Source organism: Amycolatopsis sp. lyj-109 (assembly GCF_046548995.1).
Taxonomy (GTDB): domain Bacteria; phylum Actinomycetota; class Actinomycetes; order Mycobacteriales; family Pseudonocardiaceae; genus Amycolatopsis.
This window is the reverse complement of record NZ_JAJPWR010000011.1, coordinates 78,987-91,528: the sequence shown is the minus strand read 5'-3', so window position 1 is coordinate 91,528 and position 12,542 is coordinate 78,987. Positions and strand designations below refer to the sequence as shown.

Sequence of the window (12,542 nt, the reverse complement as noted above, 5' to 3'; positions counted from 1 at the left end):
TTCGAAGGGGGATCTGATGACGACGACTGCTGAAACCGAAGTTCGTGGAGTGCTCGGCCGGCTCACGGAGGCGTGGAACTCCGGCGATGCCGCCGCGTACGGGCGGCTCTTCACCGAAGACGCGGACTACGTGACGTACTTCGGGCTGAACTTCCCGGGTCGGGAGGTGATCGAGAGCTCGCACCGGGCCCTGTTCGAAGGGCCGTTGCGGGGGTCGAAGCTCACCGGTTCGCTGGGTGGTGCGGCGAAGGTGCGGTTCGTCCGGCCGGACGTCGCCGTGGTCCTCGTCGGCGGTGGCTCGTCGCTGGCCGGAGCCGAGGTCGCCGACGAAGGGCGCGAGTCGACCGTGTCCTTCGTGCTCGTCCGGGAAGGGGGCGAATGGCTGATCACGGCGTTCCAGAACACGCGGGTTTCGGATCCGCGCGGGTGAAAACGCTTGCGGAGGCGTCGGGGGTGGTCGCGCGGCCACCCGCGGAGGTGTTCGAACGGCTGCGGCGGAAGCTGGGTGGTGGCCACCCGATGCGGATGGAGGTCGACCGGGAGCAGGGCTTCGTCGCGGTGCAGGGCGGGTGGTGGTACCGCGGGGAGTACCGCGTCACCCCCGATCCGGCGGGGGCGCGTGTCGAGCACCGGGTGGTCAACGCGGCATCACGAGGGCGGTGGGGTGTGCCGTTGGCGAACCGGTTCTTCATCGGCTTTCGAGGGGAGGTGGCCGCCGGGTTCGGGAGGTTGCTCGCGGAACTGGGTACACCTGAGTAGCCGCGTGCCGATTTCGGCGCGTAGGCTGACTTAGGTAAGCCTTAGCGATGGTTGGAGTGGCCGATGGCTGAAGCACCCCGGCGGTCCGGGCGTCCCGCGGCGCGGCTGCGGGTGCTGCGGACCGAGCGGCTGACCCCGCACATGATCCGGATCGTCGCGGGCGGCGAGGGGATCGCGGAGTTCACGCCGAACGAGTTCACCGACGCCTACGTGAAGGTGCTGTTCAAGGTGCCCGGCGTCGAGTACTCGGAGCCGTTCGACGTCCAGGAGTGCCGGGCGACGATGCCACGCGAGCACTGGCCGCGCCAGCGCTCCTACACCGTTCGCGCGTTCGACCCGCAGGCCGGCGAGCTCGTCCTCGACTTCGTCCACCACGGCGACGAGGGCATCGCGGGTCCGTGGGCGGCCTCGGCCCAGCCGGGCGACGAGCTGCTGGTGCTGGGTCCGGGCGGTGCGTACGCGCCCGGCACCGAAGCGGACTGGCACCTGCTGGCCGGCGACGAAAGCGCCCTGCCGGCCATCGCGGCGTCGCTCGAAGCGCTGCCCGCCGGGGTTCCGGTGCACGCGGTGATCCTGGTCGAGAACGAGGACGAGGTCCAGCCGCTGGTCACGAAGGCGGACGCGCAGATCACCTGGCTGCACCGGTCGTCCGGCGGCGATGTCGCGGCCGCGGTGCGGGAGCTGCCGTGGCGCGAGGGCGTCGTCCAGGCGTTCGTCCACGGCGAGGCGGGGTTCGTGCGCGAGCTGCGCCGGTACCTGCTCGACGAGCGCGGAGTGCGGCGCGACCTGCTCTCGATCTCGGGGTACTGGCGCCACGGCAAGAACGACGAAGCGTGGCGCGAGGAGAAGGCGGCCGAGCGGGCGCGGGAGAAGTGACAAGCCGGCCAAAAGCAGGCCGACCCCCACGCGACACGTAACCGTTGCCACCAAGTCATTCGGCCGTGGCTGTGGTCGGCTTGGTACTCATCGGCACAGTGGTACTCATCGGCACAGTAGCCTCGCCGCATGGCGGATTTCGAGGTGGAGGTCGACCCGGCGGAGGCCGGCTTCGACGCGGCACGGCTGTCCCGGATCGACGCGCATTTCGACCGGTATGTCGAGGACGGACGGTTGCCGGGCTGGCTCGCGGTGGTGAGCAGGCACGGCCGGATCGTCCACCTGGGCCGCGGCGGAGCCCGGGACGTCGAAGCTTCGCTGCCCGTCGAGACGGACACGCTGTGGCGGATCTTCTCGATGACGAAGCCGATCACCTCGGTCGCGGCGATGATGCTCGCCGAAGAGGGCCTGCTGGAACTGGACGACCCGATCGCGCGCTGGTTGCCGGAGTTCGCGTCGCCGCAGGTGTACGTCAAGGGATCGGCTCTGGCGCCGCTGACCGAGCCCGCCACTTCGCCGATCCGGGTGTGGCACCTGCTGACGCACACGGCGGGCCTGACGTACGGCTTCCACCACGGTCACCCGGTCGACGCGATCTACCGCGCGGCGGGCTTCGAATGGGGCACACCGCCGGGGCTTGACCTGGCCGCTTGCTCCCGGCAATGGGCTTCGCTGCCGCTGCTGTTCCAGCCGGGCACGGAGTGGAACTACTCGGTGGCGACGGACGTACTCGGCCGGCTCGTCGAAGTGGTGTCGGGTCTTCCGCTGGACGAGTTCTTCGCGTCGCGGATCTTCACACCGCTGGGCATGACGGACACGGGTTTCGTGGCTCCGTCGCCCGAGCGCCTGGCGGCCATGTACGTCCGCGACCCCTCATCGGGACGCGCGATCCGCAACGACGCATTCGGCCGGCTGGGCACGGCCCGCCCGACCTGCCTCTCCGGCGGCGGCGGCCTGGTGTCCACGGCACCGGACTACTGGCGTTTCACGGAAATGCTCCTCCGCGGCGGCACCCTGGACGGCGTCCGGTTGCTGTCCCCGCGAACGGTGGCGCTGATGGCGAGCAACCACCTGCCGGGCCGCGTGGACCTGGAGGCATTCGGCCGCCCGCTGTTCGCGGAAATGCCCTTCGACGGCCACGGTTTCGGGCTCGGCTTTTCCGTCCTCGAGGACCCGGTGAAGGCCCGCACGCTGTCCTCGGCCGGGGAGTTCGCCTGGGGCGGAGCGGCGTCGACGGCATTCTGGGTGGACCCGGACGAGGACCTGACGGTCGGGTTCTACACGCAACTGCTGCCGTCCAGCACCTACCGGCTCCGACCCCAGCTACGGCAACTGGTTTACCAGGCGCTGGTGGACTGAGCAGCACCGTCTCGTCTGCCTCCCCTGACGATGCCGGCCCGATCGGGCAGGGATTTTCGCCTGATACCCAGTACGTTGGAGGCACAGGGTTTCCGGGGGATGGGGGCGGCCATGCGGCGGATCGGGATCGTCGGTGCGGGGCAAGCGGGATTGGTGCTCGGCATCGGACTGCGGCAACTGGGCTACGACGTCACGGTGTTCGCCGAGCGTTCCGCGCAGGACGTGCGCGCCGGGCGGCTGATCTCCAACCAGTGCCTGTTCGCCCCGGCCCTCGAGCGCGAACGCGAGCTCGGCATCAACTTCTGGGACGCCGATGCCCCGCCCGTCCGTGAAGTTGCCTTCGCGGCCGCCGGGGAGGGGGCCGAGCCGGCGATTGCCTGGCGGGTGGGGCTCGATCGGCCCGCTCAATCCGTCGATCAACGCGTCAAGGTGTCGGACTGGATGGGGGAGTTCGACCGGCTCGGGGGCGAGCTGCGGATCCGGCGTGTCGGGCCGGATGAGCTGGATGAGTGCGCTCGGGAGTTCGAGCTGCTCGTCGTCGCCGCCGGGCGGGGGCCGCAGTTCGACTCGCTCTTCCCGCGTGACGATGAGCGGTCGACCTATCGGGAGCCGCAGCGGGCCATCGGGATCTTCTACGTGGCCGGGAAAATCGATGCCGTTCCCGGGCTGACCTTCGGGATGTCGCACGTCGGCGAGTTCTTCCTGCTGCCCGTTCTCTCCGTGCACGGGTCCGTGCACGGCCTCGGCTTCTTCGGCGTGCCCGGTGGCCCGATGGACGTCTGGGACGGCGTGGCCGACGTCGAGCAGCACTACGAGACCGCCCGGAAGCTGCTGCGCGCCCACTACCCGTGGCAGGCCGCGCTGCTCGATGAAGCGCGTCCGGTGGCTTCGGCCGACCTGCTGCACGGCCGGATCACGCCGGTTGTGCGGCGGCCGGTCGGGACCCTGCCGTCCGGTCGGAAGGTGCTCGCGATGGGCGATACCGCGGTGACCAACGATCCCATCGGCGGCCAGGGTGCCAACATGGCCGCCCGGGCGGCGCGGGCCTACCAGGAAGCCATCGTCGAGCGCGGTGACCGGCCGTTCGACGAAGAGTTCATGCACGACGCCTTTGCCCGGTACTGGCAGCACGCCCGGCCCGCGACGCGGTTCAACAACGACCTCCTCGCCCCGCCACCGGAGCACGTGCTGGCCACTTTGGACACTGCCCAGCACGTGCCCGAGGTGGCGCACCGGTTCGCGCACCTCTTCGAGAACCCGGCCGATTACGAAGGCTGGCTGGGCGATCCCGAGGCGGCGATGCAGTACCTCCGTGCCACGGGCCTTCGGTGACTTCCGGCCCTTGAGCGAAGGCCACACGGCCCGGCGACGCCCTGACGCTCAGCCGAACGGGCGGCGATCCGGCGCGCAGACCGTGCCCGGGGCAGGCACCGTGCCCGTACCGAAGTAGCGGTCCAGCCACGCGTCGATGCACGCGCTCTTGCCGCGGGAACCGTGGCCGTACGTGTCCAGGCTCAGCAGGCGTGCGTTGGCCAGCAACCGTTCCGTCCGCTGCGCCCCGGCGTACGGCGTCTCCAGGTCGCCCTGGCGGTTGGCGATCAGGAGAATCGGTGCCGTCGGGTGGTTCCACGGCCCGGCGTAGCGGCCCGTGTCCGTGACGTCCCAGGTCGCGCACGGCAGCGTCTTGTAGACGTCGAACGGCCCGAAACCGCGGCCCACCTGGTCGGCTCGCCGGGCGAAGTCCCACCAGACCGCGGGATCGTGCGGGTTCGCCGCGTCCGAGCACAGGGTGGCGCCGCCGCCCAGCATGGAGTCGATGTCGGGTGGGCCGCCCGGCGAGGCCGGTGCGGGAGACGCCGGGTCGGCCAGGGCCTGGAGGAACGCCGCCAGCTCGGGCGCGGACCGGGCGTCGGTCAGGTGGTTGTGGATCCGGGCGATGGCGCTCTGGTAGGTGACGACGATCTGCCGCCCGGTCGTGTCGGTCACCGTGATCGGGCCGCGTTCGAGCTGGTCGAGGATCTTGTCGTAGTCGAACGTGCAGCGCGTACCGCAAGCGTCCACAAAGGATTTCAGAGCTCGCGGGGCATCGGCGAAGCCCTGCAGGCGGTAGCTCATCGGGGCGGAGCCGGTCGACCAGCGCACCGGGTCGTCGACCGCGTCGAAGGCCAGCGAGCCGACTCGGGCGGGGAACAGGTTCGCGTACGTTTCGCCGAGGTACGTTCCGTACGATTTGCCGTAGTACCGCAGCTTCGGCTCGCCGAACGCCGCGCGCAGCCGGTCCAGGTCGCGGGCGATCGTCCCGGTTGACAGGTGGTTTGCCAGCGGGCCGGCGTTCTGCTCGCAGAGGTCGGTGACCGTGCGGGTGTCGGCGATCTGCTGCCGCTCGGCCGCGCGGGTCAGCGGGAACGTGCCGAGCGCGCGTTGCAGCACTTCGAGCTGCGAAGGGTCGGTGAAGCAGTGGATCTTCGCGCTCGCGCCGACGCCGCGCGGGTCGAAGCCGACGATGTCGAAGCGGGCGTGCAAGGCGGGTGTCAACGCCGGCGCGAACCGGCCGGACGAGCCCGGGCCGCCCGGGTTGTAGAAGATCGTGCCCAGCTTGCGGGCCTGGTCGGTGGCGGGCAAGCGACCGACGGCGATGCGGACGGTACCCGCTGCCGGGTCCTGATAGGACAGTGGGACGTCGAGGTGGCCGCATTCGTAACCGGCGGCACAGGAGGCTTCCCAGCCGATTCCGGTGGGGCTCGCCGCGGCCGCGGGCGCGAGGGCGCCCACCGCGAGCGTGGCCGTTCCCAGGGCCAGCGCAACACGAAAGTTCATCTGCCGATCGTCCCGGCACCGGGACCGGGGGCGCGCTGGTGCGCGCCCCCGGAACCGGGGTAGGGCGGGCCCTACGCGGTGAGCTTCGGGATGATCTGCGACCCGTAGGACGCCAGCGTCGCCTCGCGGTCGTCGTGCATGAGGTACAGGGAGAACTGGTCCACGCCCAGCTCGGCCAGCTCCTGCAGCCGTTCGACGTGGGCGGCAGGCGGCCCCAGCAGGCAGAACCGGTCGACGATCTCGTCCGGGACGAACTCCGTCGACGGGTTGCCCGCCTTGCCGTGGTGGCTGTAGTCGTACCCTTCCCGCTCGCGGATGTAGTCCGTCAGCTCCCGCGGCACCGCCCCTGCCGAGCCGTACCGCGCCACCAGGTCCGCGACGTGGTTGCCGACCATCCCGCCGAACCAGCGCAGCTGTTCGCGCTGGTGCGCCAGGTCGTCGCCGACGTACGCCGGGGCCGCGACGCAGATCGTGATGCCAGCCGGGTCTCGCCCGGCCGCGCGGGCCGCGTCGCGGACCGCGCCGATCGTCCAGCGGGCGATCGCCGGGTCCGCGCACTGCAGGATGAAGCCGTCGGCGTGCTCGCCGACTGTCTGCAGCGCCTTGGGCCCGTAGCCGGCCATCCACATCTCGAGCTGCCCGTTGGAGATCCACGGGATCTGCACGGTCTTCTCGTTCATGGTCACCGCGCGGCCCTCGGCCAGGTCCTTGACCACGCTCATGCAGTCGCGGACGGTGGCCAACGTGGACGGCGGTTTGCCGACCACCCGGTGCGCCGAGTCGCCGCGGCCGATGCCGCAGACCGTCCGGTTGCCGTACATGTCGTTGAGCGTGGCGAACGTCGACGCCATCACCGACCAGTCCCGCGTTCCGGGACTGGTCACCATCGGGCCCACGACCATCGACGACGTCGCCGCGAGGATCGCCGAGTAGATAACGAACGGCTCCTGCCACAGCACGCACGAGTCGAACGTCCAGCCGTAGCGGAACCCGGCGTCCTCGGCGTCCTTCATGAGCCGCACGACCTCCCGCGCGGGCGGGTCGGTCTGCAGCACGATCCCGAAGTCCATCACTACCTCAGTTCAGGTACTGGTTCAGCGAGCGGGACAGGAACTTGCCGTGCGACGTCGACCCCGTGAACCCGTCAGGTGAAACGACCACGCGCCCACGCGAAAGCACCGTGTGCACCCGGCCGGTGAGCTCGAACCCCTCGTACGCCGAGTAATCGACGTTCATGTGGTGCGTCGAGGCCGACAGCGTCTGCGTCGCCGAAGGGTCGTAGATCACGATGTCCGCGTCCGAACCCGCGGCGATGACGCCCTTGCGCGGGTACAGCCCGAACATCCGCGCCGGCGTCGCCGAGCACGTCTCCACCCACCGGCCGAGCGTCAGCTGACCGGCGACGACGCCCTGGTGCAGCAGGTCCATCCGGTGCTCGACGCCCGGCATCCCGTTCGGGATGGCCCGGAAGTCGCCTCGGCCCATTTCCTTCTGGTCCTTGAAGCAGAACGGGCAGTGGTCGGTGGACACCACGGACAGGTCGTTGGTCCGCAGCCCGCGCCACAGGTCGGCCTGGTGCGACTTCTCCCGCAGCGGCGGCGAAGCCACGTACTTCGCGCCCTCGAAGTCCGGCTTCGCCAAGTCCTCGATGGACAGGTACAGGTACTGCGGGCACGTCTCGGCGAAGACGTTCTGCCCCTCGTTACGCGCTTCCGCGACCGCCGCAAGCGCTTGCGACGCCGACAGGTGCACGATGTAGAGCGGCGAACCGGTCACCTTGGCGAGCTGGATCGCTCGTGAGGTCGCCTCTCCTTCCAACTCGGGCGGCCGGGTCAGGCCGTGCTGCACTGGGTCCACCTTGCCCGCTTCGAACGCCTGTGCCGCCAGCTGGTCGATCGCGATGCCGTTCTCCGCGTGCATCATGATCGTAGCGCCGATTTCGCGCGCCTTCTGCATCGCCAGCAGGATTTCCCCGTCCGTGGAGTAGAACACCCCCGGGTAGGCCATGAACATCTTGAAGCTGCCGACGCCGCCGTCGATGCAGGCTTCCATCTCCTTCAGCGACTGGTCGTTGACGTCGGAGACGATCATGTGGAAGCCGTAGTCGATCGCGCAGTTGCCGTCCGCCTTGGCGTGCCACTTGTCCAGTGTGGACAGCAGCGACGTGCCCTTGGCCTGCACGGCGAAGTCGATGATCGTGGTCGTGCCGCCCCACGCGGCCGCCGTGGTGCCGGTCGAGAACGTGTCGACGGAGTGCGTGCCGCCGAACGGCATCTCCATGTGCGTGTGAGCGTCGATGCCGCCGGGCAGCACGTACTTGCCGGTGGCGTCGATCGTCTCGTCGCCGGTCAGCGTGCCGGGCGCCCCGACGGCGGCGATGGTCTCGCCGTCGACGAGGACATCCGCGGAAAAAGCGCCCGACGGCGAGACGACCTGACCGCCCTGGATGAGCGTGGTCATCAGGCCTCCGCGAGGGGGCCGTAGGTGTCCGGGCGGCGGTCGCGGTAGAACGCCCACTGGTTCCGGACGTCGTCGAGCAGGCCCAGGTCGAGGTCGCGCACCACGACCTCGTCGTCGGTGTCGGACGCGGCGTCGCCGACGAGCTGGCCCTTGGGGTCGACGAAGTACGTCTGGCCGTAGAAGTCGTTGTCGCCCAGCGGTTCCACGCCCACCCGGTTGATCGCGCCGACGAAGTACTCGTTCGCCACCGCGGCCGCGGGCTGTTCCAGCTTCCACAGGTACTGCGACAGGCTGCGGCTGGTCGCCGACGGGTTGAACACGATCTTCGCCCCGGCCAGGCCGAGCGCGCGCCAGCCCTCCGGGAAGTGCCGCTCGTAGCAGATGTAGACGCCGATGCGGCCCACGGCGGTGTCGAACACCGGGTAGCCGAGGTTGCCGGGCCGGAAGTAGAACTTCTCCCAGAACCCCTGGACCTGCGGGATGTGGTTCTTGCGGTACTTGCCGAGGTAGGTGCCGTCGGCGTCGATCACCGCGGCCGTGTTGTAGTAGACGCCGGGCTGCTCGACCTCGTACATCGGCACGATCAGCACCACGCCGTGGCGCTCGGCCACCTCCTGCATGAGCTTCGTGGTGGGCCCGTCCGGGATGGCCTCGGTGTAGGAGTAGTAGTCGGCGTCCTGCACCTGGCAGAAGTACGGCCCGTAGAACAGCTCCTGGAGGCAGACGACCTGGGCGCCCTGGGAAGCGGCGGTGCCGATGTGGTCGACCGCCGCCTTGATCATGGACTCCTTGTCACCCGTCCACCGCTGCTGGATCAGGCCGGCTCGAACCACGCTCACTTGCTTCCTCCTTGGTTGTGGACCTGGAGAGGACGGCGAAGACGACGAATGCGCCGACCAGGCCGACCACCCAGTTGTAGTCGTAAAGCGGCTTGAGGAACGGGATCAAACCGTCCGCGGGGAACGGCCCGCCATAGGCCCCGCCGACCGCCAGCAGCGCTCCCACCAGCGTCGCGACCAGCGCGCGCCAGTTCCAGCCGCCGCTGAACCAATACACCCCATCGGGGGTATAGAGGTCCTTCAGCCGGAGCTCCGTGCGGTTGATGAACCAGTAGCCGGCGACGAGCACCCCGGCGACCGCGCCGAGCAGGCCGCCGTAGAAGCCGAGCCAGGCGAAGATGTAGATGTTCGGGTCGGAGTACAGCCGCCACGGCTGGATGAGGACGCCGATGACGCCGGTGATCCCGCCGCCGACGGCGAAGGTGATCTTCTTCGGGAACGCGTTCGAGAAGTCGTAGGACGGGCTGACGACGTTGGCCGCGAGGTTCGCCGAGATCGTCGCCAGCACCAGCGCGACCAGTGCGACGACGACCACGACCGGGCTGTCGAACTTGTCGGCCAGTTTCGCCGGGTCCCAGATGTCCTCGCCGTAGAGCACGTGCCCGCCCGACGTGGTCAGGATGGCCACGATCGCGATGAACGTCATCGTCGTCGGCAGGCCGAGGATCTGGCCGCGGACCTGCTTGCGCTGGCTGCCGCCGAAGCGGGTGAAGTCCGGCATGTTGAGCGACAGCGTCGACCAGAACGCGATCATCGCCATCAGGGCCGGCGCGAACACCTTCCAGAAGTCCGGGCCCCAGCCCAGCTTGCCGCCGTCGGACAGGATCGGGCCGAGCCCGCCCGCCTTGACCATGACGTACCCGAGCATGATCAGGAAGCCGACGGACACCAGCGGCGCCGTCCAGTTCTCGAACCGGCGGACCGCGTCCATGCCGCGCCAGATGATGAGCATCTGGCCGATCCAGAAGACCACGAAGGACAGCCACAGCGTCCAGTGCTGCCCCGCGACGACCGCGGAGTCACGCCACCACGAGCCGAGCAGCCGCCCGAGGATGACGTAGATGGCCTCGCCGCCGACCCAGGTCTGGATGCCGAACCAGCCGCACGCGATGAACGCGCGCAGCAGGGCGGCCAGGTTGGCGCCGCGCAGGCCGTAGAACGCCCGGGCGAACACCGGGAACGGGATGCCGTACTTGGTGCCGGCGTGGCTGTTGAGCAGCATCGGCGCGAGCACGACCAGGTTGCCGATCGTGATGGTGAGCAGCGCCTGCACCCAGTTCATGCCGAGCGCGATGAGCGACGCGGCCAGGGCGTAGCTGGGGATGTTGTGCGCCATCCCCATCCAGAGCGCGAAGTAGTTGTAGGTGGTCCAGGTCCGTTTCGCAACGGGGACGGGGGCCAGTTCTTCGTTGAAGAACCGGCTGCCTTCGAGAGACCCGGCGGCGACGGGGTCGAGCTCGACCCGGCCGTCGTCGTGCACGCGCTGGTCTGCGGGTGTCGGCGCCATTGCGGAATCCTGCGCGCCTGGTCATCGCCGTTGCAACGGCAGTCTGTTCACTCTTCGCTGATCAGGAGTGCAGTCTGTCGATTGCGCGAAGGGTCCCGGAGTGCATGACCTGAGTCACACATCCGGCCGTCACGAACCGGCAAAGAGGCTGAAACGTCTCCACAGGATCTTCACACTTCACACGAATCGTCTCCACCGGGGGTGCTTAGGGTCATGGGCATGGAACTGGGTGGACGGCGGGTGCTGGTCGTCGAGGACGACGTCACGATCGCCGCGTCGATCGCGGCCCGGCTGCGAGCCGAGGGGTTCGGGGTGGACGTCGTCCACGACGGACCGGCGGCCGTCGAGGCCGAGGCGGCTTCCGAGCCGGACCTGGTGGTGCTCGACGTGATGCTGCCGGGGTTCGACGGCCTGGAGGTCTGCCGCCGGATCCAGGGCCGCCGCCCGGTGCCGGTGCTGATGCTGACCGCGCGCGCCGACGAGACGGACATGCTGGTCGGGCTCGGCGTCGGCGCCGACGACTACCTCACGAAGCCGTTCTCGATGCGAGTGCTGACCGCGCGGGTGCACGCACTGCTGCGGCGGGTGGACCGCTCGTCGTCGGCGGCGGGCACGCGGATCGTGCTGGGCGACCTCGAGATCGACGTCGACCAGCGGCGGGTTGCCCGGGCCGGGGTCGCGGCGCAGCTGACGCCGATCGAGTTCGACCTGCTGGTGCACTTCGCGCGGCGGCCGCGGGCGGTGCAGCCGCGGGAACGGCTGCTGTCGGAGGTGTGGGACTGGGACGTCCACGGCACGTCCGCGGGGACGCGGGCGGTGGACAGCCACATCAAGGCGCTGCGGCGGAAGCTCGGCGCGGATCTGATCCGGACCGTGCACGGCGTCGGTTATGCGTTGGAGGCGGGATCGTGAACCTCGTGCCGAGACCGCTGGACCGGATCCGGTCGATCAAGCTGAAGCTGGCGATCCTGATGGTCGCCTCCGGCGGGATCGCGTTCGGGTTCTTCAACTGGCAGATCGGCTGGCTGCCGCCGAAGACAACGGCGGGTGCGATCCTGCTCGCGCTGGTGTTGTCGCAGCTGCTGGCCCACGGGATGACGCGCCCGCTGCGCGAGATGACGGCGGCGGCGCGGGCGATGGCCAAGGGCGACTACACCCGGCGGATCCGGGCCACCACGCGTGACGAAGTCGGGGTGCTGGCGCAGGCGTTCAACCAGATGGCGGGGGACCTCGGCGACGCCGACCGGCAGCGCCGGGAGCTGATCGCGAACGTGTCCCACGAGCTGCGGACGCCGATCACGGCGTTGAACGGCGTGCTGGAAAACCTCGTCGACGGCGTCGAGCAACCCGATCCGGGGACGCTGAAGACGGCGTTGCAGCAGACCGAGCGCCTGACGACCCTGGTCGAGGAGTTGCTGGACCTGTCGCGGCTGGACGCGGGGGCGATCGCGCTGCACGAGACGTCGTTTTCGCTGTGGTCGCTGCTGTCGGAAGTGGTCGGGGAGGCGAAGTTCGCGGGCCGCGGGGTGACGTTCGAGGTGTCGGTGTCCCCGGAGGGGGCGGTGGTGACGGCGGACCGCGGGCGGCTGTTCCAGGTGGTGGCGAACCTGCTGGAGAACGCGGCCCGGCACGGCCCGGCCGGCGGCCAGGTCCGGGTGGAGGCGCAGGTGCGGCCGGGTGAGGTGCGCATCGACGTGTGTGACGAGGGCCCGGGCGTCGCAGCGGTGGACCGGGAGCGGGTGTTCGAGCGGTTCACCCGCGGCGAGCGGCCGTCGGGCGGGGGCACGGGGCTGGGGCTGGCGATCGCCCGGTGGGCGGTGGAGCTGCACGGCGGGACGATCGGGGTGGTGGATCCGTCGCCGGGGACGGGAAGCCGGATCCGGGTGACGCTGCCGGCTTAGCCCCGCGGCTCCGGCGTCTTGAAT

The 12,542-nt window shown here is 69.8% G+C and carries 12 protein-coding genes; 7 read left to right on the top strand and 5 right to left on the bottom strand.

All coding sequences use genetic code 11. The annotated features are described in order from the left end of the window. Nucleotides 1-16: 16 nt before the first annotated feature. The 5 genes from ACLJQF_RS24865 (at nucleotide 17) to ACLJQF_RS24845 (ending at nucleotide 4,326) form a co-directional block, all read left to right on the top strand. Entirely contained in the window at nucleotides 17-430 is a 414-nt protein-coding gene (locus ACLJQF_RS24865) for an SgcJ/EcaC family oxidoreductase (protein ID WP_410612006.1), read from the top strand. Continuing rightward, complete coding sequence (locus ACLJQF_RS24860; RefSeq protein ID WP_410612005.1) at nucleotides 427-759, top strand: hypothetical protein; 333 nt, start codon at nucleotides 427-429, stop codon at nucleotides 757-759. The genes ACLJQF_RS24865 and ACLJQF_RS24860 overlap by 4 nt, the downstream gene beginning before the upstream one ends. A gap of 63 nt (nucleotides 760-822) precedes the next feature. Then, nucleotides 823-1,635 (top strand): siderophore-interacting protein, encoded by an 813-nt coding sequence (locus ACLJQF_RS24855; RefSeq protein WP_410612004.1) that lies wholly within the window; start codon nucleotides 823-825, stop codon nucleotides 1,633-1,635. A gap of 129 nt (nucleotides 1,636-1,764) precedes the next feature. Beyond that, complete coding sequence (locus ACLJQF_RS24850; protein ID WP_410612003.1) at nucleotides 1,765-2,994, top strand: serine hydrolase domain-containing protein; 1,230 nt, start codon at nucleotides 1,765-1,767, stop codon at nucleotides 2,992-2,994. A gap of 111 nt (nucleotides 2,995-3,105) precedes the next feature. Beyond that, the gene (locus ACLJQF_RS24845) at nucleotides 3,106-4,326 is read left to right on the top strand and encodes a styrene monooxygenase/indole monooxygenase family protein (protein ID WP_410612002.1); all 1,221 of its coding nucleotides are present in this window, start codon (nucleotides 3,106-3,108) and stop codon (nucleotides 4,324-4,326) included. Nucleotides 4,327-4,374: 48 nt separating this feature from the next. Here ACLJQF_RS24845 and ACLJQF_RS24840 read toward each other — a convergent pair whose 3' ends face one another. The 5 genes from ACLJQF_RS24840 to ACLJQF_RS24820 form a co-directional block, all read right to left on the bottom strand. Beyond that, nucleotides 4,375-5,811, bottom strand: coding sequence for an alpha/beta hydrolase (locus ACLJQF_RS24840; protein WP_410612001.1), 1,437 nt, complete (start codon nucleotides 5,809-5,811; stop codon nucleotides 4,375-4,377). A 71-nt stretch (nucleotides 5,812-5,882) separates the two neighbouring features. Next, a complete protein-coding gene (locus tag ACLJQF_RS24835; protein ID WP_410612000.1) occupies nucleotides 5,883-6,881 on the bottom strand; it encodes a TIGR03842 family LLM class F420-dependent oxidoreductase in 999 nt (332 codons plus the stop codon). A 7-nt stretch (nucleotides 6,882-6,888) separates the two neighbouring features. Continuing rightward, entirely contained in the window at nucleotides 6,889-8,271 is a 1,383-nt protein-coding gene (hydA, locus tag ACLJQF_RS24830) for a dihydropyrimidinase (RefSeq protein WP_410611998.1), read from the bottom strand. Then, nucleotides 8,271-9,053, bottom strand: a complete 783-nt coding sequence (locus ACLJQF_RS24825) for a nitrilase-related carbon-nitrogen hydrolase (RefSeq protein WP_410612251.1) — start codon at nucleotides 9,051-9,053, stop codon at nucleotides 8,271-8,273. Before ACLJQF_RS24825 ends, hydA begins: the two co-directional genes overlap by 1 nt. Nucleotides 9,054-9,063: 10 nt before the next feature. After that, nucleotides 9,064-10,617: an NCS1 family nucleobase:cation symporter-1 gene (locus tag ACLJQF_RS24820; protein WP_410611997.1), complete on the bottom strand. Its 1,554-nt coding sequence runs from the start codon at nucleotides 10,615-10,617 to the stop codon at nucleotides 9,064-9,066. A gap of 213 nt (nucleotides 10,618-10,830) precedes the next feature. On the opposite strand from ACLJQF_RS24820, the gene ACLJQF_RS24815 reads away from it, so the two are divergent. Further along, on the top strand, nucleotides 10,831-11,529 hold the full coding sequence (locus ACLJQF_RS24815) for a response regulator transcription factor (RefSeq protein ID WP_410611996.1): 699 nt from the start codon (nucleotides 10,831-10,833) through the stop codon (nucleotides 11,527-11,529). After that, entirely contained in the window at nucleotides 11,526-12,518 is a 993-nt protein-coding gene (locus ACLJQF_RS24810; RefSeq protein ID WP_410611995.1) for an ATP-binding protein, read from the top strand. The genes ACLJQF_RS24815 and ACLJQF_RS24810 overlap by 4 nt, the downstream gene beginning before the upstream one ends. Nucleotides 12,519-12,542 lie beyond the last annotated feature (24 nt).